This window comes from Mesorhizobium sp. LNJC391B00, from assembly GCF_000502535.1.
Taxonomy (GTDB): domain Bacteria; phylum Pseudomonadota; class Alphaproteobacteria; order Rhizobiales; family Rhizobiaceae; genus Mesorhizobium.
This window is the reverse complement of the sequence record NZ_AYWI01000003.1, coordinates 644,051-668,574: the sequence shown is the minus strand read 5'-3', so window position 1 is coordinate 668,574 and position 24,524 is coordinate 644,051. Positions and strand designations below refer to the sequence as shown.

15 protein-coding genes and 2 pseudogenes are annotated in these 24,524 nt (G+C 61.4%); 10 read left to right on the top strand and 7 right to left on the bottom strand.

Annotated elements, in window-relative coordinates:
• The first annotated feature begins 171 nt into the window (after window positions 1–171).
• From rlxS to X750_RS1000000167515, 3 genes and pseudogenes are all read left to right on the top strand, one after another.
• On the top strand, window positions 172–2,139 hold the full coding sequence (gene rlxS / locus X750_RS154010) for a relaxase/mobilization nuclease RlxS (RefSeq protein WP_023747243.1): 1,968 nt from the start codon (window positions 172–174) through the stop codon (window positions 2,137–2,139).
• Between the two features lie 829 nt (window positions 2,140–2,968).
• Window positions 2,969–3,082, top strand: a pseudogene (locus X750_RS1000000166825) (SMC-Scp complex subunit ScpB); the annotation flags it as partial.
• 346 nt (window positions 3,083–3,428) lie between these two features.
• Window positions 3,429–3,823 (top strand): annotated as a pseudogene (locus tag X750_RS1000000167515) (nodulation factor fucose acetyltransferase NolL); the annotation flags it as partial.
• A 406-nt stretch (window positions 3,824–4,229) separates the two neighbouring features.
• Here the strand turns inward: X750_RS1000000167515 and X750_RS154025 are convergent.
• Together X750_RS154025 and X750_RS154030 are read right to left on the bottom strand one after the other, a co-directional pair.
• Entirely contained in the window at window positions 4,230–5,876 is a 1,647-nt protein-coding gene (locus tag X750_RS154025) for an MFS transporter (protein WP_023704122.1), read from the bottom strand.
• 548 nt (window positions 5,877–6,424) lie between these two features.
• Complete coding sequence (locus X750_RS154030) at window positions 6,425–7,504, bottom strand: aminotransferase class I/II-fold pyridoxal phosphate-dependent enzyme (RefSeq protein WP_245271828.1); 1,080 nt, start codon at window positions 7,502–7,504, stop codon at window positions 6,425–6,427.
• Here X750_RS154030 and X750_RS154035 point away from each other — a divergent pair.
• Window positions 7,503–8,303 (top strand): XRE family transcriptional regulator, encoded by an 801-nt coding sequence (locus X750_RS154035; RefSeq protein WP_245266008.1) that lies wholly within the window; start codon window positions 7,503–7,505, stop codon window positions 8,301–8,303. The genes X750_RS154030 and X750_RS154035 overlap by 2 nt on opposite strands.
• Window positions 8,304–8,352: 49 nt before the next feature.
• Window positions 8,353–8,991 carry an FMN-binding negative transcriptional regulator gene (locus X750_RS154040; RefSeq protein WP_023672382.1) on the top strand — a complete coding sequence of 213 codons (639 nt, stop codon included), beginning with the start codon at window positions 8,353–8,355 and terminating at the stop codon, window positions 8,989–8,991.
• Window positions 8,992–9,635: 644 nt separating this feature from the next.
• Here the strand turns inward: X750_RS154040 and X750_RS154050 are convergent.
• The 3 genes from X750_RS154050 to X750_RS154060 form a co-directional block, all read right to left on the bottom strand.
• A complete protein-coding gene (locus X750_RS154050; protein WP_023708043.1) occupies window positions 9,636–11,699 on the bottom strand; it encodes a carbamoyltransferase in 2,064 nt (687 codons plus the stop codon).
• 1,137 nt (window positions 11,700–12,836) lie between these two features.
• Window positions 12,837–15,047, bottom strand: coding sequence for a xanthine dehydrogenase family protein molybdopterin-binding subunit (locus X750_RS154055; RefSeq protein WP_023747240.1), 2,211 nt, complete (start codon window positions 15,045–15,047; stop codon window positions 12,837–12,839).
• A gap of 3 nt (window positions 15,048–15,050) precedes the next feature.
• Complete coding sequence (locus X750_RS154060) at window positions 15,051–15,509, bottom strand: (2Fe-2S)-binding protein (RefSeq protein ID WP_023708041.1); 459 nt, start codon at window positions 15,507–15,509, stop codon at window positions 15,051–15,053.
• A 390-nt stretch (window positions 15,510–15,899) separates the two neighbouring features.
• Here X750_RS154060 and X750_RS1000000167510 point away from each other — a divergent pair, with 390 nt between their 5' ends.
• Window positions 15,900–16,142 (top strand): hypothetical protein, encoded by a 243-nt coding sequence (locus X750_RS1000000167510; protein WP_023747239.1) that lies wholly within the window; start codon window positions 15,900–15,902, stop codon window positions 16,140–16,142.
• A gap of 527 nt (window positions 16,143–16,669) precedes the next feature.
• Here the strand turns inward: X750_RS1000000167510 and X750_RS154070 are convergent.
• A complete protein-coding gene (locus X750_RS154070; protein WP_023747238.1) occupies window positions 16,670–17,569 on the bottom strand; it encodes a dihydrodipicolinate synthase family protein in 900 nt (299 codons plus the stop codon).
• Window positions 17,570–17,621: 52 nt separating this feature from the next.
• Window positions 17,622–18,854, bottom strand: coding sequence for a PLP-dependent aspartate aminotransferase family protein (locus X750_RS154075; protein WP_023711839.1), 1,233 nt, complete (start codon window positions 18,852–18,854; stop codon window positions 17,622–17,624).
• A 74-nt stretch (window positions 18,855–18,928) separates the two neighbouring features.
• Between X750_RS154075 and X750_RS154080 the strand changes: the two genes are divergently transcribed.
• From X750_RS154080 to X750_RS154095, 4 genes are all read left to right on the top strand, one after another.
• Entirely contained in the window at window positions 18,929–20,434 is a 1,506-nt protein-coding gene (locus X750_RS154080; RefSeq protein WP_032904446.1) for a PLP-dependent aminotransferase family protein, read from the top strand.
• Between the two features lie 156 nt (window positions 20,435–20,590).
• The gene (locus X750_RS154085) at window positions 20,591–21,082 is read left to right on the top strand and encodes an MOSC domain-containing protein (RefSeq protein WP_023711837.1); all 492 of its coding nucleotides are present in this window, start codon (window positions 20,591–20,593) and stop codon (window positions 21,080–21,082) included.
• 6 nt (window positions 21,083–21,088) lie between these two features.
• A complete protein-coding gene (locus X750_RS154090) occupies window positions 21,089–22,039 on the top strand; it encodes a PDR/VanB family oxidoreductase (RefSeq protein ID WP_023747236.1) in 951 nt (316 codons plus the stop codon).
• Between the two features lie 51 nt (window positions 22,040–22,090).
• Complete coding sequence (locus X750_RS154095; protein WP_023747235.1) at window positions 22,091–24,487, top strand: transketolase; 2,397 nt, start codon at window positions 22,091–22,093, stop codon at window positions 24,485–24,487.
• Window positions 24,488–24,524: the final 37 nt, after the last annotated feature.

The following is a 24,524-nucleotide window of genomic DNA, read 5'->3' as shown; positions in this document are numbered from 1 at the left end:
CGGTTCGGGCGGGGGGCAGGGAGGCAGGTCCGCGGAAGGCAAGATAAAGGCATCGCCTCCTGAGGCGGCGAAGTGTTTGTCTGCACATCGTTTTCCCGGGAGGTTGCCTGCGGGTCCAGGAGGGTCTGGCGCGCAAGCCTCTGATTTTGCTGCTGGTTCATCGGAGGCCGCATGCAGGATGACGAATTCACGCCGAGGCTCGGCAAAATTGGCTCGCGCGGCTCGAAGGCGGGCAAACGCTACGCTGGCCAGGTCCAGGCCGCGGTCAACCGAGCAGGCGGCAGGAGCGGACGCGGCAGCCGTTTCATCGGAAGCCGGGTGGGGCGCGGCGGGGCTGCTGCCGCCGTTCTTAGAGCACGCGACCGCCACGCGGCGTTTCGGCAGCGGCGCGCAGTCGTCAAGGCACGCATCGTCAAGCTGGCCGGCAAGGGAGTCGACGGAGCTCGTGCGCACCTCCGCTACCTCCAGCGCGACGGCGTCACCCGGGAAGGCGAGCGTGGCGAGCTCTACGCTGCCGACAAAGACCACGCGGACGGCAGGGCCTTTCTCGATCGCGCGAACGGTGACCGTCATCAGTTCCGCTTCATCGTCGCCCCTGAAGACGGTATCGAGTATGATGACCTGAAGCTGCTCACCCGGCGCCTCATGGCGCAAATGGAAGAAGACCTCGGCACCAGGCTAGACTGGGTGGCCGTCGACCATTTCAACACCGGCCATCCTCACACCCACATCATCGTGCGCGGCAGGGACGATCACGGCGAAAACCTCGTCATCGCGCGGGACTACATCTCCTCTGGCCTGCGCGAGCGCGCAGCCGAACTGGTTAGCCTCGACCTTGGCCCGCGCACCGACCGCGAGATCGAGCAGCGCTTGCGCCAGGAGATGGAGCAGGAACGCTTCACCAGCATCGACCGGCAGCTGATGCGCATGCGCGACGAGGGGCATGTCTCACCAGCCAGCCGAGACACCTTTCGCCAGGCGCTGCACCAGGGCCGCCTGCGCAAGCTCGAGCGGATGGGCCTCGCCGAGGAGATGCCTTCGGGTCGCTGGCGCCTGGAGGATGATCTCGAAGCCACGCTACGCCGCATCGGCGAGCGCGGCGACATTGTCAAGACCATCCATCGCGAGCTGACCGGCAAGGGGCTCGTCCGCAGTGCCGCCGACTATCTTATCCACGATCGATCCGACGGGTCGGCCCAAACCGTGGTCGGACGTGTCGTCGGGCGCGGGCTGGCCGACGAAATCACTGACCGCCATTACCTCGTCGTCGACGGCGTGGACGGCAAAAGCCACTATTTTGATATCGGCAAAGGCGAGGCCACCCAACCGACACCAGAAGGCTGCATAGTGCGGATCAGGCCGAGGGACACCGGGCCAAGAAAAGTCGACCGCACAATTGCCGGCATCGCCACGGTCAACGACGGGCGCTACAGCATCGATATCCATCTCAAGCATGACCCCTCGGCCACCGAACGCTTTGCCGAAACGCACGTGCGGCGACTGGAGGCGATCCGCCGTGCGACCGGTGGCGTCGAGCGCGAGCCGGACGGCACATGGACAGTCGCGCCCGACCATCTCAACCGCGTCGCGGATTACGAGCGTCAACGAGCGAGGGCCCAGCCTGTTGTCGTCGACAAGCTCTCATCAATGCCGCTGGAGAGCCAAGTAGGCTTTGACGGCGCCACCTGGATCGACCAGGAGCTGGTATCAGCCCACCCTGAGTCCTTGCGCGACTCTGGCTTCGGTCGAGAAGTACGTCAGGTCCAGGCCCGCCGACAGCAGTGGCTGATCGCGCAAGGTCTTGCCCGTGATGCGCAGGATCGGGTCATCTATCGCGCCAACATGGTTTCAATGCTGCGCCAACGAGAGCTGAACCGTGTTGCCAGTCAGCTCTCGGACGAACTCGGGCTCTCGTATTCTGAAGCGCAGCATGGCAATCGAATAGACGGTACGCTGCGCCGCTGCGTCGAGCTCGCCGGCGGAAAATACGCTGTCATCGAGAAATCGCGCGAGTTCACGCTGGTGCCCTGGCGGCCGGTGCTTGAGCATCATATCGGCAAGGAGGTGTCTGGCGTGGTGCGCGCCGAGGGGATTTCCTGGACGATCGGACGGCAGAGGAGCGGGCCTGGCGTTTCGTGAACTGGCTACAATTTATTTGTTCACGTTGAAACAGGTACTCAGCCCAGACGGAGTTCCTCCGCCTGCTGCTTGCTCGCAGCATTCATTTGGCGGAGAGTCAGTGTTCTGCATTTTGTAGTTCGCTCTGTCAAAAAGCGCTGGGAATATGCATCATGTTCTGCGTTGACACGGAAGCCGGGCCGACAGGTGCCGCCCTGTGGTTGCGGATCGGCTCCCGATGGCTGCCAGCTAGAAAGGTGGGCTGACTCGTGATAGCGCAAGGGGCTATGGCGGCCGCGGTACGGCGAAGCGAGCTCTGGCATCGAGGATGAAGCCGCACTTCCCGATCTTATTCTACTCGCAGGACCGGCAGACGCGGCGGTCGCCCCTGCGGGTGCTGTTGGCCCTGGCGTGAACTGGCAGTCCGTCCCGCGGGGACTTTGTAACGGAGAAAAGTCGCTGCGATGGCCCGGGTGACGATGCGGTCAGCGACCATGCCAGACGAGATCGGCAGCTTTCTGCCGCGGCACGGCGCCGGAGCCATCAGGCCGCCGCGACATCGGGTCTGGCGCACCTTCGGATGTTGGCTGGCCGCGGTTTACTTCGAGCAGCGCCGGGTGGGTCATGCGGTGCCGCTACTGGGCACCGAGGCAGCTTTGGGCATGAGACCCGTTCAATCGCGCCGGCCACGTCGGTCATCGCGACATCTGGAGTCGAGGCCAGGTCAGACCGGGAAAAAAACCTGCTCGTCGCGCGGGAGCCCCGGGTTGCGCCGTCGATCCTTCCGCCCAACTCAGCGCCGCGCGACCAGCAATAGCCCCTTGCCCCGAAACTGACGCCAAGCCGACGGACCCGCTCTGCGCATACCGATGCCGTCCGCGCCGTCGTCGGCGGAAACCAGCGAGCCGTGGACCTCACACAATCTGAGCCGCTGGTGACGATGTGCATCGCCTACTTCCATCCGCACTCCTATCGACGAACTCGCCCGCTGCCCGCGGTGATGCGAACCCGTGGATGAATATTTCGCCGAAGCCGCAGTGGGGGCTCAGCCTCGACGATTTTTTTGCCTTGCCCCGGCGGGCGGCGCAACCGAGCATCGAGACAAAAAACGGGAAAGGGAGGGCACCAGCCCGTTAGAGCCGTGGCCATGATGATGTGGGGACGATCTCCTGGAAGAAATGTGGAGATCGACGCTCTCCTGACGCGCTCATCGAAGATTTTAGGCCGCGCCGACGTGGCTGCTTGAGCGATAACACTCACTCCGGAGGCCCCAGTGCGGCTCCTTGGCCAAGCTGCTCGGCACGCCGTGAGTGTGCTTTCTTGTTTGGGGAAGGGAGACTTACGTCTACAACAATCTCGTTTCGATCTACGATGGAGAGTCGGCGAGACAAGTGTTGCTGATGTTCATTGGCTCCGTAGCAACTTCTGCAGTCACAATGCAGCTTATGTTCCTATGCTGGAGAGTTGGCCATTCAACTCGCGTAGCTCGCTTTGTTGCGGTGGAGCTTGGTCAGAGCACACTGCTGCTTTACCTGCTTCAGGGCGCCGTGTTTCGCTTCATGGATCTAATAGGGTTCGGAGAGCTTTGGGATCTCCCGAGCAGAATCGGGTTCGCCACTTTGCTTGGTGCCGCGATCGTTGTCTCCGCTTGACAATTCGCAGGATTGCGCGTGACCACGGATGGTTGTCGCGCGGCTACGCTTAATATGTGACGACGCTTGCGCCTTGTAGGATTGTTGCGGCCGCCCACGGCCGACATGAACGTGCTTGGCCGCACGTTTTCTAAGTGAGGCGGAAAGAGGCGCGCGACCCCTCTCCCCAGCAACCCGCCTTGCGGATTCCTCCTCTGCCCGCTTCGCAGACGGGGATACCCTCCGCCCCCTTGCTATTCGTTGCCCGCCGCTATGCAAAGGACGGGCGACCTGAATCCGTGCTCAAGCCGATCTGGCGGCAGAGGGGGGGCGGGCTGAACATGGGACCCGTGATTGACATAATTGCCGCGCGAATCCTCATGCTCGCCTAACCGGCCGGAACGATTTGCAATCCGGGCAGGCTCGACAAATCAAGGAGTAGCTCGTTCCGTGTCCAAGCCCAGACAAGTCTTGGTTATCTCACGGGCGCGATACAAAAGGCACAGGCTGGACTTGGCTGCCGGGGGCGGGGCTTGTCGACCGCTCGATTGAAAGTGAGATGCGAGGCGGAGAATCACCCATGTGCAGAGCGGCAAGGCGCTCGCCTACCTCCCTGTCATTCACCGTCAGCCGATGGTTTAGACGAAGATAGTCCGTCCATGTCGGCGTGCGGAATGTCTCGGTCCAAAGCGTCGACTTCTGAAGGTCGCGCTGGAGGGTCCAGTCCCGCGCACCGGCGCGGCTCTGAACGCGCCGCCTTTCGCGCATGCAGCTCAGAAATTCATCGATACTCTCCTCGGGTATCGAGTACTCCACCTTGATCACGATCGGACCGCTCCTGGGCTTCAAAGGGAGGGCCAGTTCTGGTGGCCTGAAGTCGACGGCCGCTTGATCCGATTCCTCCCATAGCCGCACTGGCAATAGCTTTCCCACAGCCGCGACCAGCAACAGTGCCGCTGCAGCACCTTCCAAAGCCCACGTCAGCGAATAGTACTGCGCGACAGCACCCCAGATCCAGCTGCCCGCTGCCATGCCGCCGTAGGTCAGGGCGTAATAGATGGACAGGGTCCGACCAACGACCCACCTTGGGCTTGCCAACTGCACACACACGTCGGTTCCGGTCCAGGTGACAACCCAGCCAGCGCCACCGATTGCAAGCGCGATCGCCGCCACAGCCACCGACGATGTGAGGGCCATCAAAAGGCAACACGTTGCGCAAGCAACGGATGCGAGCGTGATCAATCGGTTCTGGGACGTAATGCGTCTCAAGTAGCTGCTGCCAATGCCGGCTATGAAGGCGCCTGTGCCGAAGCCAGCCAATAGCACCCCGTAAACAATTGGCCCTCCCGCCAGCTGGTCGCGAACCAGGAGGGGGAGCAGAGCAAGGATCGAGATGCTTGACAGCCCGAATAGGGTTGCACGCACAATCGCCACTCTGATCTCTGAGGATATTGCCGTGAATCGCATGCCATCATGAATGGCCGTAGTCATCCGCTCGCGCGGAAGAGGCGAAAAGCGAACTTGCCACTTTGAGCGCAGAACAGCGCTCAACGGGACCAGGTCACTCAGCGCAGCGAGGGCGAAAGCCGTAAGGGGGCCTAGCAAAGCTAAGATTACACCGCCCAGCGCCGGTCCTATGCTCCGAACCACGTTGTAGCCCACCGACATCAGCGTCACTGCGGCGGGTATGTCGCGCTTTTCCAGGATATCGCCTACCGACGCGTGCCATGCTGGATCGTTCAAGGCAAAGCCGCATCCGGCCAAGAAACTCAGTCCCAGGATCAGCCATGGACTAACAAAGCCCAGTCCCACAGCGAGTGCCAGCGCCGTGGATGCCAGTGCGATAAGGCAGTGTCCGGCAAGCATCACGCCGCGGCGGCTGAAGCTGTCTGCAATGGCTCCAGCAAGGATCGACAAGAAGAACGCGGGCAGTGTCGATGCAGCCTGTACGAGCGCAACCATTAGATCGGAGGCTGAAATCGTCGCCATGAGCCAGCTTATAGCCACGCTCTGCACCAGCCAGCCAAGGCTGGATATCTGCGTGGCTGTCCAGATAGAACGAAAGACCGGGTTGTGAAGAGGGATCAGTGTGTTTGCCGCAAAGCGCGGAGGATCTTGACGCCGCATCACTTCTCTCCTCCACTGGGTGTCGTTCGTCCGCTCATTTGCTTACAGCGGTGCGCTCTGTGCACAGACTGCGTCACAACGAAGTTCCGAAATCGCGCTCGCAACAAGGACAATGTGACATCCATGGTGCTGATGCGCCTTGAGGTACCAACCTGGCCGTTAGCTGATGGGTCCCGCAGCCCGCTGGGTGCGGTCAGTTCTGCCCTGCGACTCTTGGCTTTGGACGGTGCTAGCGCCCCGATGGCCGGCTTGTCAAACTGCCGTAGTGCCAGCACATCCATCCCATCTGTTGACCGCGATCTCCGACGAGGTCGAGCAGCAGTAGGTCAACGGCAAATCTGGGTATTTCCGCTATCCGGTCGAGCGCGTGGCCATCGTCCGGAAACCCGAAGACGTTCATCACCCAGGCGACCACCACGCCCGAGACAATGCGACACGGCGGTAGCGGTTCACCAGAGGACGTGCGTTCTACTCAGCAGGAACATTGTTCTGCCGATCGTCGGCTGCGCCAGCCGTCACGTAAAGCGGCGCCAGAGTTCTTGCACCCGTCATTGGACTCCCGCTTTGCAGGTTTCGCCTAGGGCCTGCATCAGGTCATCTATAATGTCCTGAGGATGTTCAAGCCCTACAGAAATTCGCAGCAATCCGCCTGGCGCTTTGGACTTCGCACCTTCAACGGATGCGCGATGCTCTATCAGAGAATGCGTCCCGCCAAGGCTTGTCGCCCGGACAACAATCTTCAGGCGGCCGGCCACGGCCATTGCAGCATCGGCTCCGCCCTCGACGATAAAGGATAGCATCGCTCCGTAATGGCTCATTTGCCGCGTAGCAAGATCGTGTCCCGGATCAGTTTGCAAACCAGGAAAGAGCACTTTTTCGACGCGCGGATGAGACGACAGGGCCTCGGCCACTTTCTGGGCGCCTTCGCAATGGGCGCGCATGCGGACCGGCAATGTCTGCAGGCCCCGCAACGCCAGCCAACAGTCGAAGGGCGCTGCGACGCTGCCCTTGTGTTTCTGGACCATCCGCAATGGGCGACCGAGGGGTGACGCGTTTGGGACAATGACGACACCGGCCATCAAATCCGAGTGGCCGCCAATGTACTTTGTCGCCGAGTGCATCACCGCGTCTGCCCCGATTTCGAGTGGCAGTTGAAGCACTGGGGTGGCCCACGTATTGTCCACCACCGCCAAGGCGTCTGCCTCGTGCGCGATTGCGCAGATGGCCGCAATGTCGACAACGCGGATCATCGGGTTTGACGGCGTCTCGACCCAGACGAGGCCAGTCCGCTTCGATGTCACCGCGGCGCGCAAAGCATCCAAATCGCGCATGTCGACGGGGGCAAAGTCGAAGCGAGACCCAATGTCGGTCTCTTCGATCAGCGAACGAATGCCGAAATACATGTCATCCGGCAGAACGATCCGACCCGCCGACGGATGGCTCTCGAAAACTGCAGCGATTGCGGCCATGCCCGAAGCGAAGGCGATGCCGTCTCCCCCTCCCTCAAGCGTCGCCATGGCCGCCTCGAACGCATTGCGTGTCGGATTTCCATCCCTTGTGTATTCGAAGCCGGACGGAAATGACCCGTTGGCGCCTCGTTCGAACGTCGTGCTGGTGTGCAGCGGCATGGATACGGCCCCCGTGGACGCGTCGACACCTCGGCCGCAGTGGATCGCCTTCGTCTCAAAACGCATCGGTTATTCCTTCCTAACGGGCAGTTGCAATTTCGTGCCGGTCATTATACTGACCGCAATACGTGAGCCGAGGACTCAAGTCAATATAATGACCAATGTTACGGAAGCGTTTGATGCCGAGCAAGCGCTTGGGCAAGCGATAGCAGCCCGGATCCGAGACTTGAGGCGTGACCAAAGCCTGACCCTGGATCGCCTGGCTAAACTAAGTGGCCTATCGAAGGGAACCGTGGTCGCGCTGGAGCAGGGTAGGGCGAACCCCAGTATCGGCATACTGTGTCGGCTGGCGGCGGCGTTTTCGCTCTCGGTGGCCGATTTGTTGAACGAGCACCCTTCCACGGTGCGCCTTCCCATCGAGCGGACAGAGACCAGGAGGCTTTGGACGAGCGCCAAGGGAAGCTCTGCGCAACTGCATTCGTCGACCTCGGGACGCACGATGTTCGAACTGTGGAGCTGGGTCATGATGCCGGGCGATGTGTTTTCCGCGGACGCTCATAGTCCGGATACGCGCGAGCTGATCTCGGTCAGTCAGGGTGCCCTGAGCGTTGTGGTAGGTACCCACGTGGAAATTTTAAGCGAAGGCGAGAGTGCGCGGCTTGTCACTGACCAACCTCACTCATATGCGGCGGCATCTGATGTGCCCGCCCACTTCACGATGGCGGTGCTTGAGCGTGGTGGACACCGAAATCCGGGGCACTCGTCGACGGCAGCGAAGATTCAGGGGCACGTTCCGTAAGGCCCCGCCGATTACTAACAACCGCACATTCGCGACAGGAGATAAACCGTTGTACGTTCCGCCTCATTTTGCCGTCCCTGATCAGAACGCCCTGTTTGACCTTATCGAGAGACACCCGCTGGGTATCCTCGTCACCCAAAGCAAAGGCACGCTGGACGCGAACCACCTCCCTTTCGAGCTTGACCGCTCGAAGGGAGACAAGGGCGTTCTCAATTGCCATGTCGCTCGCAAGAACCCAGTCTGGGAGGAAGTCGCCAATGGCGATGAGGTTCTCGTAATCTTCCGTGAGGCCGACGCTTACATCTCGCCGAACTGGTATCCGAGCAAGCATGAATTCCACAAGCAGGTGCCGACCTGGAACTATCTCGTCGTCCATGCCCACGGACGCATCACTGTCCGGGATGATGAGCGGTATGTGCGCCGCAACGTGGCGAAGCTCACTCACATGCAAGAAGCCTCGCAGCCGGTCCCATGGAAGATGGGCGACGCGCCGAAGGACTTCATCGACACGATGGTCAGGGCAATCGTCGCCTTGGAGATCGAGATCACCGGCCTGGTTGGAAAATCAAAACTCAGCCAGAACAAAGAGTTGCGCGACATTCAGAACCCTGGCGAAATGCTGCGTGCCCAAGGGGCCATTGCGATGGGAGAAGCGATGCTCGCGGCTGCGGCGGTCAAATCCCAATAGCATGTGTCTTGTCCCGACAAAGCCGCTGGTGCCGGCTTCCCGACGGGTCACCTAGTCCGCCTTGACGCACGGCAATAGCGTTTGACGGCCTGAAGCGACGCTGTGGTCACCCTTGTGATGCTTTTCCACGCGCCTGGTCAGGCGCCAGGATTGCTCCGTCGTGAGGACAGGCGGGAGTTTGCAGGTTGCGGTGGGCGGGTTCGTTTCCGGCGCCTGCGCCCCGTCGTATGTCGCGAGTTGAGGAATGCGATCGAGGGCGATGTGCAGGATGCGCTGCGGGAACGTCGTCGGCTGGCACAGACGGACTTCCGATTTCACCTCGACCACCCGCGCAGCGGTTTTGAATGAGGCGCAAACGCACGCGTGTCGAATTGGGCGATTTCCCTTGGGCGCCGAGCTCGACCATGCGCGATGATGCGCTCGACGCAGCTCCAGCTGGCGGCGCCTTCAACGAACTCCTTGAACCTGCAGACCTTGCCCGAAAGCACTTGCTCTTACGGGAGATGATTGGCTTTGTCGCCGAAGCGACTGATGGAGATGTTGGTGGGCGCCGCCGCGTAGGCGACGACCCCGTAATCACAGCGGGAGCTCGCAGGCGGGGTCGACAAACACCCTTGATTGGCCGAGCTTGAGGTGCATCTCTATCAGGCTGATTGCTTATTGGGCTGGTCCAGCGTTTGATCGGACCCATGATCCATCCGACCAGCTTGTGAGGGATGCAACCGAACCAGGCGCTGCTCCCACAGTCTTCGCAGGCCCTCCATTAGAGCTGCATGCCTGGCCTGATCCGGCTCAATCATATTGAGGTGATCTCGCAACACGGCTTCGCCCTCGATCCGCATCAGTAGATTAAACAAGTCGTTTGAAATTCGCACACTGTCAATGCTGGAGTGGTTCGGAATAATCTCGCAGACAGTCTCCTGATGATCTCGCGCTGTGTAAGCACGGGTTTGATGGAGGGAGACTGAGGGAGGCAATGAAATCGCAAGCGCAGTCCAATCCTGCAGCGTTGCAGCCCGTTTTTTTACCAGGAAGGGCCCGACCACAAGTCCATCCAGCTCTGTCGTCAAAAATGTGGCAATCGCGTCTGCAACCGTATCCACGATCGGTTCAGCATTGTTGTTAAAGGACGTATTGAGCAGAATTGGAGTGCCTGTCCGCTTCTTGAAGGCATTGATGACCTCCCAGTAAGCTGGGTTGGCATCGCGCGATACTGTTTGCAGCCGAGCCGTACCGTCAACGTGCGTAATGGCACCCAACAAGGCGCGCTTTGAGTCACGCACGCGAACGACGAAATTCATGAATGGAAATTCGTGCTTACCGTCCGGGAGGTCGAAAAATTCGCTCGCATCCTCTTCCAGCACAGATGGTGCGAAAGGCCTATAGCCTTCGCGCTTCTTGACCATGGCATTGATCCGGTCCTTGTTTGCAGCGGGCCGAGGGTCGGCAAGAATGCTGCGGTTGCCCAGCGCACGTGGCCCAAACTCCGAACGACCCTGCACCCAGCCGATCACGGCGCCGTTGGTGATCCAGTGGGCTGCACTGCTCGCTACGTCATAAGAGCGTTCAACCTCGAGATGTCCGGACCATGCATTCAGTTCCTGTTCCACGGCGCGGTCGCTCCCGAGATCAGGACCCCAATAGACCTCCTGCAGTCGCTCACGCGGCGCGGGGCGGCCCATCTCGTTAGAGACTATCAGCGCAGCTCCCAATGCGCAGCCAGCGTCGTGAGACGCGGGTTGCACGAAGATGTCTTCGAAAAGCCCTGAATACAGCAGCTTGCCGTTCATCGTGCAGTTGTGGGCTACCCCTCCCGCCAGACACAACCGCTTCATGCCGGTGGCCTCACGGTGGTGCCGGAGAATGTGGAACACGATCCGCTCAAGCGCTTCCTGCAGTGACGCACTCACATCTCGATGCTGCTGGGTGAAAGGCATTCCCTTTCGCCTGATCTCGATGTTGCGGAGCAACGCCGGACCGATGCGGTCGAGGTGAACACGGTAGCCACCGTTGGCGGAGAGCTCGTACAACTGCTCGAAGAGCTCGCGATAGGGAGCGGGGTCGCCATAGGGCGCGAGTCCCATTACCTTATACTCGTCGAACATGCCGTAGCCGAGACAGCGGATCGTCTCGAGATAAAACAGCCCAAGAGAATTGTCCTCCGGGAAAGCCTCGATTTGCGTAATTTCTGTGCCAGACCCTACCGCCACAAGGCCCGACAGGAAATCACCACAGCCATCAATCGCTAGAATGAGACTTTGTTCGAAGCCCGACATTGCAAAGGCGCTCACGGCGTGCGCCTGATGATGACCTACGAATGAAATACGCGAACTGTCCAACTTAGTGCCGAACTCACGCGCTAACAGGTTCTGCACCAACATTTTAGCATCCAACGGAGTGGAGAGAATGTCCGGTTGGGAAGCGGACATACCTTCAAGCATGGCGTTGGCATAGGGCTCGCTGGCGTAGACCGCGACACGATCAATGTCGCTGAGCTGAACCCCGGCCGTCGAGAGACAGTATTGAATCGAACCACTTGGCAGCTTGTTCGAGTGCTTGATTCGATTGAGGCGTTCCTCTTCTACGGCGGCTATCACCTTTCCGTCTCGGACGAGCACCGCGGCGCCATCGTGCATAAAGGCGTTCGGACGCTCGAATCGGTTTTCATGGACTTGGTCAAGTCCGCCGCTGATTCCTAGGCACAGCATTTCTTTCTCCAAATAGTAACGGGAAGCCAAATTGGCTTACCTCGACTGTTTCCAACTAAATAGGCGTGTTGTCGCCTGCAGCTGCGACCGCCCGTCAGGCATCAGCGGCATCGAAGAAAGCCTCATAAACGATCAATGAGATGCTTCGACTGTGACGCCTACAGTGCCATCACGCCGAGAGCTTGGCTGGATCATCCAATCCTGAGCGGCTGCTGACCTGTATCCGGCGATGTCGTTTCATCGGCAGAACCAACTTGCGATGCCGCCTGTTCTTGGGAAGGGCGGCCGTCGACGAATAACAGTACCGCCCCCGTGAACTGGCCCGATTTCATTCTCCGAAGCGACCATGGTCGCACCGCCCGACATTGTCGGCCAGTTGCAACTCACTTTCTCGGCACGACCTCCACTGCACGTCAGGGCGCATCGAAGATTTTCTCCTTTGGATTATACCTAAGGCAGCTTTCGTCACGCGTTAGAGCAGCGTGTGATTGGTGCGTGAGGCTCTTTTTTGTCCATGCACGATTCCGGAAGAGTGATGAAATCGATTGTTTTGATCAAAGTCATCCACGCTATGAATAACAGCCGCAGCACATGCGTTTTCAAAGCGCTTCAGGCTTCCCGGATGGCTACTCCGATGTGAAGCGCATGGCATTCCAAGCGCTCTGTCAACCAAACGATGAGTATCGGCGTCGACCCACATTGCCTTCGTCTTCGCGACTCCGTGACAGCGGCTGGCATTGTGTTTGTAGAGCATCGGGCGAAGATCATGTCGATCGGCCATCTCGCCTGCCTATCGGCAAACCCTTGAACAATGATCCACGCACCAGCGCGATTGTGATCACGAGCGCCTCTGAGCTCGGGAGGTTCGGTTTTCTGAGGGCCTGGGTCTCCGAAGCGATGGAGGTAGCTAGCCTTCCTGGTGCTATACGGTTGTGCTCTTCATGGAGTGGACGCATTTGCGTCTCGAAAGCGGTTCTTCAGTGGAACCGGCGCCAAGGCCCGTCTGTGGTCGTTCAGAACACGGGGTGCCGTCTCCAAACCGGATATTGGAGCGGGCAGCCGCCGGAATTTGACCCATGGAGATGAGCGCCTGTCAGGAGGCGTTTCGAAAACGGCGCGATCTTCATCGCGGCTGTTTCATGGTGTCATTCCTGACATGTTCTTTATAATCGGCAGCTTGCGGATAGTCTTGCCCGTCGCCGCCCGTAGCGCGTTGGCGACGGCCGGGCCGATCGGCGGCACACCTGGCTCACCAACTCCCGTGGGCGGCTCCTCGGACGGCACAATGTGCACCTCGACTCGCGGCATCTGCTCGATCCTGAGCGGTGTATAGGTATCGTAGTTCTCTTGGTCTACGACACCGCCCTTCAGGGTCAGCTCCTCCTGGAGGATCGCACCTAGCCCGAATCCGATACCGCCCTCCATCTGAGCGCGAATCTGGTCAGGATTTATCGCGGTGCCGCAATCTACCGCGCAGACAACGCGGTCGACCTTGAAACCATTTTCATCGTTGAGGGTGATCTCCACCACATCGGCGACATAGGTCGAGAGGCTTTCATGCAGGGCCACGCCGCGGAAACGGCCTTCCGGCAGAGGCTTGTCCCAGCCTGCCTTCTCAGCAGCCACTTTAAGCACGGCGGCATGCCGTGGATGGTGACCGAGCATTGACAAGCGGAAGTCGACCGGATCACGGTTCGCAGCGGCGGCGAGCTCATCGATCAGGGTTTCCACCGCGTAAGCGGTGTGGGTGGAGCCTACCGAACGCCACCACAGCACCGGGATGTTCACGTCCGTGGTGGTCAGCTCGACCTTCAGGTTCGGGATCGCATAGGGCAGGTTGGTGGCGCCCTCTACGGAGGTTGGATCGATGCCGTTCTTGATCATCGCCGCAGAGGTCGAACCGCCCAAGACCGATTGGCCCACGATGTGGTCATGGAGAGCGACGACATTGCCTTTCTTGTCGAGCCCCGCCTTGACTGCATGCACATAGGCCGGCCGGTACCGCCCACCCCGCATGTCATTCTCGCGGGTCCACTGCACCTTCACTGGCTTGCCGCGTCCCAGTGCACGCGCTGTGGAAACAGCTTCGATAATGACATCTGCATCAAAGACCGCGCGGCGGCCGAAACTGCCGCCGGTCTTCATCACGTGCAGCCTCACCTTTTCCGGCGTGGTGCCGCCTACCTGAGCGGCAGCCGCCTGATAAAGGTCGGGCATCTGGTGTCCGCCCCAGACGTCGATGGTGCCGTCTTCGTTGATTCGGGCGGCCGCGTTGAGTGGCTCGATCGAAGCATGGACAAGATAGGGGAATTCGTAGTGCCCCTCGATGATTTTCTCAGCACTGGCGAACGCTGCGGGAGTGTTACCGTCGTCGCGCGCGGTGGCCGCGCCCAGATCGTCTGCTGCCTTGTTGTATTCGGCCATGATCTCGGCCGTGCCGCGCCCTTCGGCCTTCTCCTCGTTCCAGGTCACCTCCACGAGTTCGCGGCCCTTGAGCGCCGTCCAGGTGTCCCTGCCAACCACGGCAATGCCTCGCGGCGTCTGGACGACATCGACAATGCCGTCGAGTGCCTTCGCCTTGGTTGCGTCGAAGCTCTCGATCTCGGCGCCGAACTTCGGCGGATGGATCATAACGGCCGTCTGGAGTCCCTCCATCATGAGGTCGATCGTGTAGGTCTGCGCGCCGTTGGTCTTGCCGGCGGAATCGTAGCGCTTGAGGCTGTCCGATCCGATCTGGGCCCACTTGTCGCGCGGCTTTAGCGGCACGTCGTCGGGAACCGGCATTCCCGCTGCGGCTTCAGCCAGGTCACCGTAGCGCGCCTGCATCCCTGAGGCGTGCGACACGACCCCGGAAGCGACTTTGATCTCGCCGGCTGGCACATCCCACCGCTGCGCCGCGGCCGCCACCAGCAAGGCCCGTGCGGCAGCACCCGCCTTGCGGTAGCGTTCCCACGACGAACTCATCGACGTGGAGCCACCGGTTGCCTGTGCGGCCCCGCCCCAGGCGAGATTGCCGTAGAGCGCGGTATTGCCATATCCGCCGACCACGTCCACCTGCGCCCAGTCGCCGTCGAGCTCTTCCATAACCAGGGTGGCGATGCCGAAATAGGAGCCTTGTCCCATCTCGAACTGCGAGGAGTAGATGATGATTCGGTTCTCCTTTGTGATCTCGACATAGGTCTGGAAGGGGTTCGCCTGAACCTTTGCAGTAGTCGTTTGTGCGATGTCGGACGCCGCCAGCACTAGCCGGTAGCCTACGGCGAGGCCAGCGGTGGTGACGCCCGCGCCGACGAGGAACCGGCGGCGCGTGGGCCGCACGGAGTTATGCTTCGAGAGAAACTGCGACATGCCTCAAGTCTCCAGCCGGTTGGCGGTCTCGTGGATGGCCGCGCGGATGCGATGATAGGTGGCGCAGCGGCAGAGATTGCCGCTCATCGCCGAATCAATATCATCGTCCGACGGCTTAGGCGTTTCTGTAAGGAGGGCCACGGCCGACATGATCTGGCCAGACTGGCAATAGCCGCATTGAGGTACGTCGAACTCGGCCCACACGGCCTGGACCGTTTCGCCTATCTTGCCCGACACACCCTCAATGGTGGTGATCGAGGCTCCTTCGATGTCGCCGACTGCGGTCTGGCACGAGCGCGTCGGCATGCCGTTAACGTGAACCGTGCAAGCGCCGCACTGGGCAAGCCCGCAACCGAATTTCGTTCCCGTGAGTCCGATGACGTCACGGACCGCCCAGAGCAGCGGCATCTCTGGATCGACGTCGAGTGTTCGCGCCTCGCCATTGAGGGTAAAAGCGACCATTGCTTGCTCTCCTTGTCCTGAGCTGGCTATCTCGTTGAGCCTCCGCCCGCCTGGCAACCGAGCTCTTGTTGCTGGGCCTAGCGACCACACCGTAGGAACGCGCAGCTCAAGCAACAAGCCGCTAGTTTGGCGAGTTACGAGATCGTGAAGTGGGTCGTGTCGAAAGGCTGGAGGCAACTGAATGTCATTTTTTGGGCGGACAGGCCGCTTAGGCTGGGTTACACGAGACTGGACATTCGGGTCGTCGCGAACATCGACCGCTGGTCGGCCGCGTCCGGCAGGGCCCTGATTGGCTACACGAAATGAAATGGGACGACTATCGATGGGGGCCTACCTCGACCCGCAACCTCCACGACGGGACCCTCAGGTTTCCGACTATCGTCCCGGGCGGTGGCCGAGCTCGGCGCCTCGGACGCTATAATAGACGGTGAGGCGTTCGTCGTTGACCAGAAGGCTTGTCGCGCATTCCCAGTCTTCAGCGGGCTCTTGGCCGCGGCGGGAGACGTCAGGACCATGCTTGCCGGCTTCGACCTGCTCAAGATCGACGGCGAGGGTCTTCGCGATCGGCCACTCGTCGATCGGCGCAAAGCGCTAGTTAACCTGCTGAAACGCCGCCAAACGGCATCGTTCTGAGCGACGAGATCAGCGGCGGCAGCGACATTCTCGCGCAAGTCTGCCAGTTCGGCCTCGAGGGCACCGTCTCCAAGCTTCGTGTCAGTCCATATCGATCCGGCCGGCGCCAAGAATGGGTGAGACAAAATGCGTGCTGAGTGGTGAGTTCATCGTCATCGGCTGCGAACCCGGCAACAGTTACGGCGGTCGGGAAGCGTGCTCTGGCGAATGTCGAGGACGGAAATCTGGTGTTCGCCGGCGGCATTGGCACCGGCTTCAATGCGCGCACCGGGCCGGAAGTAAAGCGCCGGCTCGATGCCATTCCAATGGATAAACCACCGATTCCTAGTTTGAAGGCGAACGGTGCGGCATGGGCGGAGTGCCCTGCGCAGTCTGTACCTCCGCAGTCGATTGTCGAGTTCGAAGGGGGTGTGATTGGCGTCGAGACCGCTCCAGCCATGGCTATCAGCACGCCGAGTGCGTTGTTTTCGATCAGTTCTCGAAATGAGCGGGTAAATACCTTTCACTTGCCGAACGGGGTTTGCTGTTCACCGGCTGGCATCCGATGGCAAACCTTTCAACGCGGCGGCGATCTGGCGCTTCGCTGCTGGGGGCAGAGGCAGGATGGGACGCGGGGGGTCGGCACAAATGTCGAGCAATTCAGCGAGTGCATAGACGACGCGAAGGCTCGAGAACTCCTTGAAGAGGCTCCAGATCGGGACCAGCGCGGCATTGATCCGTCGCGCTTCGGCCGCATCCCCCTGTTGCGCCGCTGTGACGATCGTCATGCAGACCTCGGGCAGGATGCCCGCGAGGACGCTGTACCATGTGTCGGCGCCGGCGATCATGGCCTCGGCGGCGTTCCAGTCGCCGCTGTAACCAATCGAGAACCCTTCCGGCAGTGTACGCCTCTGGGCGGTCAGGTGGTTCTTGATCGCATCGCTTTTGTCTGTCGGATTCTTGATGGCGACAATCCCAGCCACCTTTGCCAGGCGGCTGACAAGGGGTGGACTGAAATGGAAATGCGTCGTTCCTGGATTGTCGTAGACGACGATCGGCAGGCCACTTTCGCGCGCCACAGTGGAGAAATGTTCTAGCACCTCGTCATCAGTAAGCGGGGTGTAGGATGCGGCGGCAAGCAAACCCGCAGCTGCTCCAAGGGCCTTGGCGTCTTGCGCGAGCCCCACGGCTTCATCGGTGCGCAGCGCGCCCACACCCACCACGACCGGCATTTGCCCCGCCGTTTGGTCCAAGGTCTCGGAGAGCGCCCGCCGCCGTTGCTCGCGCGACAGATAGATGTATGTGCCGGTGCTGCCGAGAAGACCGATGGAATCGACCTGAGCGATGCCAAGCCGAGCAATCAGCCTGCGCAGGGCAACGCTATCGACGCGGCCGTCACGATTGGTTGGGGTGATGGGGAACGCGGAAAGACCGCTCAGGAATGCCATGGCAAGGCTCCAGATCTATGTGTGAGCGCAGAGGTGACCGCATGCCAGGTCATTACAAGACGTCCAAAGCCCGCCGCAGATCGGCGATCAGATCATCAGCGTCTTCAAGCCCCACCGAGAGACGCATGAGGTCCTCGCCCACTCCATCGGCCAAATGGGCATCCTTGCGGATCGGCTGCCGAGCACGGGTGAGGCTTGCTGGATGATAGATGAGGCTGTCGGCATCGCCGAGGCTGACGGCGCGAATGATCAGGTTGAGCCGGTCCATCATCCGGCGCGCGCCTTCGTATCCAGCGTGGAGGCCAAAGGCCAACATGCCCGATCCGTTGGACATCTGTTTTCGCGCCGTCACCTGATCAGGGTGCGAGTCCAGGAACGGATAACTCACAAATGCCACCGCCGGGTGCGCTTCCAGCGCCCGAGCCACCGCAAGGGCCGTGGCGCTGTGCCGTTCCATACGCAGCGTCAGCGTCTTGAGACCGCGCAGGATCAGGAAAGCTGACATCGGCGAGAGCGCTGCGCCGGTGATGTAGCGCAGGCCCGTTTCATGCAGCGTACGGAGCGTTTGGGCGTCGCCGAGAAGCGCCCCGCCAAGGGCATCGCCATGACCATTGATGTACTTGGTCAGCGAATGGAGCACGATGTCCGCCCCGTGCTCAAGCGGTCGCTGGAGCGCGGGCGAGGCGAAGGTGCTGTCGACTGCAACCCTTACACCGCGCGCGTGAGCGCGCTCGGCAATTGCCGCTATGTCGAGGATGCGGCTCAGCGGATTCACCGGCGTCTCGAAGAAAACCAGCCGCGTCCGCTCGGTGATCGCAGCATCGAGATTTTGGGGATTTGACAGATCGACCGCGACGACCTTGATGCCGAAGCGGGGGACCGCCTGTTCGACCATGGCAAGCGTGTTCGCATAAAGCGTCTTGTGGACGATGAGTTCATCGCCCTGGGACAGGAGCGACAGGATCAGAGTGCCGAAGGCCGCCATCCCCGAGGCAACAACCAGCCCCGCCTCGGCTCCTTCCAGAATCGCGAGCCGCTGCTCGAGGATCTCGGTCGTGGGATTGTATTCGCGCGCATAGAGCCGTCCACCAAGGGCGGCGGCGGCATCGTTTGCTGCCACGCTTTCGAACCCATAGGTTGACGTCAGGAACACTGGCGGCTGGACGGCATTGGAAAAGCCGGCCGGATCGTAGCCATGATGGATCGCCCGGGTGGCAAATCCGGGGCTGGTGCGGTTGAGCGACCCCGTGGGAGTATCGGTTTCGGATTGATGGGAGCTGGTCATTCGGCCTCTGCGATCTTTCTTGGGGTTCCGAAAGATTGACGGCAACCTGGCCAATGTGAAATATCCAGTTGGCGATGAAAGAGATGGTCCAGTCTTCAAGTGCCGGGTCTGCAGCGCGCTCGCATGCGATGGGTGCACGCCAGATCTACGAAGCCCTTCGCGAGCAAATCCTCGGCGGCGTCTACGAAACCGGCAGTCAGTTGCCATCCTCCCGGGCGCTGGCAAATGACCTCGGCGTTTCGCGAACCACGGTGACGGTCGCCTATGAGCAACTGGCTGCGGAGGGTTTCATCGAAGCCCGTCAAGGCGCGCGACCTCGCGTTGCGTCTTCGTTGATCGGCCATGAGACGGGCCGCACTCACGCGAAACGGGTCGGCCCAATCCACCTGTCCGCATATGGCGAGCGGCTGGGCGCGACGTCACCCTGGCCAGATTATCTGCCGACTGGGCTGAAGGTCGAGTTCCGCTATGGGGACCTGGCACCGTCGGATTTCCCATCATTGGTCTGGAAACGCGCGATGAACGAGGCGATGGGGCAGCGCCCGCTGCGTCTTGCCTATGACGATCCTCGCGGCTCGCGCCGGCTCCGCCAGGCGCTTCAGGGATATCTCTGGCGCGCCCGGGCCCTGAGCTGCGACCTCGACCAGATCGTCATCGTCAGCGGTTCGCAGCAGGGCCTTGATCTGTGCGCGCGCCTGCTTCTCGATCCCGCCGACCGCTTCGTCATCGAGGATCCGTGCTACAGGATGGCGCGTCAGGTCTTTGCCAGTACGGGTGCTTCACCCATCCCGGTCATCGTCGACGAAGACGGGATGAGGACCGAGTTGCTGGCGGGGATCGGAGCACGACTGGCTTATGTGACGCCATCGCATCAGTTTCCGCTGGGCGGCGTCATGCCGATCGCGCGCCGCCATCAGCTTCTGGAATGGGCGCGGCACAACAACGCCTATGTGATCGAGGACGACTACGATAGCGAATATCGCTACGACATCAATCCGGTCCCTCCGCTGCACAGTCTCGAGGACCACGGGGCTGTCATCTATCTCGGCACGATCTCCAAAACGCTCTCGCCGATGCTGCGCATCGGCTACCTCGTCCTCCCGCCCGAATTGCAGGACGTCTTCGCAACCGCCAAACAATTCGCAGACCGGCATTCGCCGGTCGCTGAACAGGAAGCGCTGGCATCGTTGATCGAGAGCGGCGGCTACGAAAGCCATGTGCGCCGTGTGCGCAGGCTGAACGGCGAGCGTCGGGAAACGTTGTTGGGTGCCTTGCAGCACAGCTTCGGGGATCGCATCACTGTCCAGGGAGCTGATGCGGGACTGCACGTCGCGGTTTGGTTCAATGACCTGCCACGATCGCGGGAAACGGCCTTGGTCGAATCCGCCCGCGACGCTGGCCTGGGGCTACACTTGATCTCGCCGCTCTACGTACGGCCATCGGACGAAGGCCGCACCGATCGCGTCGGACTTGTCATGGGCTATGCCGCCTTGAGCATTCGGCAGATCGGGAAGGGCGTTGAGGTCCTGCGAGAGGTTGTCAAGCAGGTGCAAGACGCGATGCCGGCGCGGAACAACTGAGACGGGGCGACGTCGAAAGCTGGCGCTGAAAACGGTCCGAGACCCCTCGTATTTCTTTCCAGACAGCCAACTGGACCGGTAAAATGCCATGCAACTGGCGCTGTTGATCAGGCCAGTTTTGCAGCAGGTTCCACGAGACGAATTCCGAGAGCGATGATGACCTGGCGAGGAAAGCTGCTTCACGTCCATATCGCGCCCGCTGCCTCCTATGAAATGGAGGAGCTGGCGCAGGCGCAGCTTATTGCCGGCCAAGGCATTGTCGGAGACCGCTACTACTTGGGGACGGGGACCTATTCCGCGCGTCCTGACGTTCGCGAAGTGACGCTGATCGAAGCTGAAGTCTTGGACGCCATCGCGCAGGGCGAACCCAGAATTCCGGGCTTCAAGGCCAAGCTCGCACCCGAAGATCACCGGCGCAATCTTACGACACGAGGCGTTCCGCTTAGCCATCTTGTCGGCAAACGCTTCCGGGTCGGGGAAACGATTCTCAGGGCAGCCCGGATGAATGTGCCGTGCAAGTATATCGAGGAGTTGCTCGGGCTTTCGGGTCTCTACGAGGGGCTTCTGAACCGCTCCGGCCTGAACTGCACAATCGACGTCGGGGGCGTGATCCGCCCTGGTGATCTGATCTTGCCCATCGACGAGTGAAACGCCATGGCCTCGCCGCGTATTATCATGAAGCTGACCGTGACCGCCGTCCGCAAGGAGCCGGGCGACGTGCTGGTCATCGACCTGAAACACCCACGCAAACCTGTGCTGCCGGCGTTCGAAGCGGGTTCTCACGTCGACGTCCATCTGCCTGAAGGGAAGGTGCGTCAGTATTCACTTTGCGGCGACCCGACCGAGCTTGGCCGCTACACCATCGCGGTGAAGCGCGAGAATGACGGCCGTGGCGGCTCGGCGTGGATCCACGAAACCATTGCCGTCGGCTCCGCACTGCCTGTCTCCGCGCCACGCAACCATTTTGCGCTCAAGTCAGGCGAGGGGCCGACTTTGCTGCTGGCAGGGGGAATCGGGATCACCCCGATTCTGGCCATGGCGCGCGCGCTCACCCGGCAGGCCAAGCCCTTCGAGTTGCACTATTTCACCCGCAGCCGGGCGCTCACGCCACTCTTGGCGGCGATCGGGCGCGATCTTCCTGGCGGCAATGTGCGGATCCATTTCGACGACGAGCCTCAGACCCGGCAGGACATCGCCGCGCTGCTGGCGAACCGTTCGGCCGAGGCTCAGGTTTACTATTGCGGGCCGCCTGGCTTCATGGCGGTTGTGGGGCGCGCGGCCGAACGCTGGCCCGAGGGTACTGTTCATTTCGAAACTTTCCAGCCTCCCGAGTTTGATGGCGGGCCACCGGAACCATTCGTCATAGAACTGGGTGAGGGCAGGATGGTCGAGGTTTCGGCGCAGACCACGGCGCTCGCGGCCCTGCGCGCGGCCGGTGTGCCGTTGATGGCCTCGTGTGAGAATGGGGTGTGCGGGACCTGCGAATGCGCAATGCTGGCGGGACAGCCGATCCATCGGGATGCCGTCCTGTCCAAGGAGGCACGCGGCCACCGCTTCATCCCCTGCGTGTCGCGCGCGACAGGTTTGTTGAAACTCGATCTTTGACCATTTGGGCGGGGGTCCTGTGAGACCGGCAGCTTATTTGCGGGAAACTGAATGACGAGGAAACTGGAATATCTGAACGAGATCGAGCGCTGCGTCTCCTGGCTCGCAGCCTGGACGATCCACCACGCCAACCACGTCCGCGAGGGCGATGAGATCAAGGTCGGGGGGCATCAGGCCTCGTCCGCGTCGCTGAGCACCATCATGACCGCGCTCTACGGTTCGGTCCTACGCCCGCAGGATCGGGTGGCGGTCAAACCCCATGCGGCGCCGATCTTCCACGCACTTCAGTATCTGGCGGGCAACCAGACTCACGAAAAGCTCATGAACTTCCGCGGCTACAAGGGCGCGCAGAGCTACCCTTCGCGGACGAAGGATGTCGACGATGTCGACTTCTCGACCGGGTCGGTGGGTCTCGGCGTTGCTCAGACGCTGTTCTCGTCGCTGGTGCAGGACTACGTCTCGGGTCACGGCTGGATGAAGGAGCGTGCCGAGGGCCGAATGGTCAGCCTGATCGGCGACGCCGAGATGGATGAGGGCAACATCTACGAGGCCCTGATCGAAGGCTGGAAGCACGGGCTCAGGAACTGCTGGTGGGTGGTCGACTACAATCGCCAGTCGCTCGACGCCGTGATCCGGGAGGGCCTCTGGCAGCGGTTCGAGCAGATTTTTCGCAACTTCGGCTGGGACGTGATGGTCCTGCGCCACGGCGCTCTGCAAGAGGCTGCCTTTGCCGAGCCGGGGGGCGAGAAGCTGCTCGAGTGGATAGAGCGCTGTCCGAACCAGCTCTATTCGGCGCTGACCTTCCAAGGGGGTGCTGCCTGGCGCAAGCGGCTGCTCGACGAGATCGGAGACCAAGGGCCGGTCACCACTCTGATCGAACGCCGCTCCGACGACGAGTTGCAGGCGTTGATGACGAACCTTGGCGGGCATGACATGCCGAGCCTCCTCGAAGCCTTCGAGGCGGCGTCCAAGCATGACCGTCCCGTCTGCTTCATCTGTTACACCATCAAGGGCTACGGTCTGCCGCTTGCCGGACACAAGGACAACCACGCGGGGCAGATGACGCCCACGCAGATGGAAGACTACCGCCTGCAGATGGGCGTAAAGCGGGGTGAGGAGTGGGACAAATGGGCGGCCGCCACCTTGCCGGAAGCGGAACTTGACGCCTTCTTCGCAAAAGCGCCGTTCTTCAGTGAGGGGCGTAGGAGGCTGTCTGCGCCTTCGGTGCCGGTGCCCGAAACCCTTCCGTCACCGGGGCAGCCCGGCAAGCCGCTCTCGACCCAGATGGGCTTCGGCCAGATCCTGAACGACATCGCACGCGAGCGCAGTCTGCTTGCCGACCGCATTGTGACCACCTCGCCCGATGTGACGGTCTCGACCAATCTCGGTGGCTGGGTCAACCGGCGCGGCCTTTTCGCCAGGGAGACCATGGCGGACACCTTCAAGGCCGAACGCATTCCGTCGACCTTTACCTGGGAATTTGGGCCGAAGGGGCAGCACCTCGAGCTCGGTATCGCCGAGTCGAACCTGATGATCATGCTCGGGGCGCTCGGTCTCTCGCACTCGATCAATGGCGTGCGCCTGCTGCCGATCGGGACAGTCTATGATCCCTTCATCTACCGATCGGCCGACCAGCTAAACTACGCCTGCTATCAGGATGCGCGCTTCATGCTGGTCGCAACGCCCTCGGGCGTGACGCTGGCGCCCGAGGGCGGGGCACACCAGTCGATCGGCACCCCATTGATCGGCATGGCGCAGGATGGGCTTTGCGCCTTCGAACCGGCCTTCGTCGACGAACTGTCCGTGATCATGCGCTTTGCCTTCGATTACATGCAACGTAATGGCGAGGGGAATCCGGATGAAACGACGTGGCTGCGTGATCAGACCGGAGGATCGGTCTATCTTCGCCTGTCAACCCGGCCGCTCGAGCAGCCGCTGCGCGACATGAAACCGGCGCTCGCGCGGGACATCGTCAATGGCGCCTATTGGCTGCGTCCGCCCGGGCCGAACGCGAGTGTCGTCATTGCTTACCAAGGCGTTGTCGCGCCGGAGGCGATTGCCGCGACGGGTCTTCTGGCGGAGGACCGGCGCGATGTCGGGCTGCTCGCGATCACCTCCGCGGACCGGCTTAATGCGGGCTGGCAGGCGGCGGAACGAGCCCGGCAGCGTGGCGCGATTGGCGCCCTGAGTCATATCGAGCGGCTGCTCGCGCCGCTATCGCGTGACTGCGGCATCGTCACCGTGATCGACGGCCACCCGGCGACGCTCGCGTGGCTCGGTGGGGTTAACGGGCATCGCGTGAAGGCGCTCGGGGTCGAGCATTTCGGCCAGACGGGGACTATTGCGGACCTCTACCGTCACCACGGCCTGGACACCAACGCCATCGTACATGCGGCACAGGCGGTCAGTGCGGGACCGGCTGTTCGCTACCGCAAGGCGCTGCCTTGACCATGAGCGACCGGATGCTCCGTGGCTGGTACGGATC

Bases quoted from the DNA above. Each gene is read 5' to 3' on its own strand.
- rlxS (WP_023747243.1), top strand. From the start codon at position 172: ATGCAGGATGACGAATTCACGCCGAGGCTCGGCAAAATTGGCTCGCGC.
- X750_RS154025 (WP_023704122.1), bottom strand. From the start codon at position 5,876: ATGCGGCGTCAAGATCCTCCGCGCTTTGCGGCAAACACACTGATCCCT.
- X750_RS154035 (WP_245266008.1), top strand. From the start codon at position 7,503: ATGGATACGGCCCCCGTGGACGCGTCGACACCTCGGCCGCAGTGGATC.
- X750_RS154030 (WP_245271828.1), bottom strand. From the start codon at position 7,504: ATGCCGCTGCACACCAGCACGACGTTCGAACGAGGCGCCAACGGGTCA.
- X750_RS154050 (WP_023708043.1), bottom strand. From the start codon at position 11,699: ATGCTGTGCCTAGGAATCAGCGGCGGACTTGACCAAGTCCATGAAAAC.
- X750_RS154055 (WP_023747240.1), bottom strand. From the start codon at position 15,047: ATGTCGCAGTTTCTCTCGAAGCATAACTCCGTGCGGCCCACGCGCCGC.
- X750_RS154060 (WP_023708041.1), bottom strand. From the start codon at position 15,509: ATGGTCGCTTTTACCCTCAATGGCGAGGCGCGAACACTCGACGTCGAT.
- X750_RS154070 (WP_023747238.1), bottom strand. From the start codon at position 17,569: ATGGCATTCCTGAGCGGTCTTTCCGCGTTCCCCATCACCCCAACCAAT.
- X750_RS154075 (WP_023711839.1), bottom strand. From the start codon at position 18,854: ATGACCAGCTCCCATCAATCCGAAACCGATACTCCCACGGGGTCGCTC.
- X750_RS154080 (WP_032904446.1), top strand. From the start codon at position 18,929: ATGAAAGAGATGGTCCAGTCTTCAAGTGCCGGGTCTGCAGCGCGCTCG.
- X750_RS154085 (WP_023711837.1), top strand. From the start codon at position 20,591: ATGACCTGGCGAGGAAAGCTGCTTCACGTCCATATCGCGCCCGCTGCC.
- X750_RS154090 (WP_023747236.1), top strand. From the start codon at position 21,089: ATGGCCTCGCCGCGTATTATCATGAAGCTGACCGTGACCGCCGTCCGC.
- X750_RS154095 (WP_023747235.1), top strand. From the start codon at position 22,091: ATGACGAGGAAACTGGAATATCTGAACGAGATCGAGCGCTGCGTCTCC.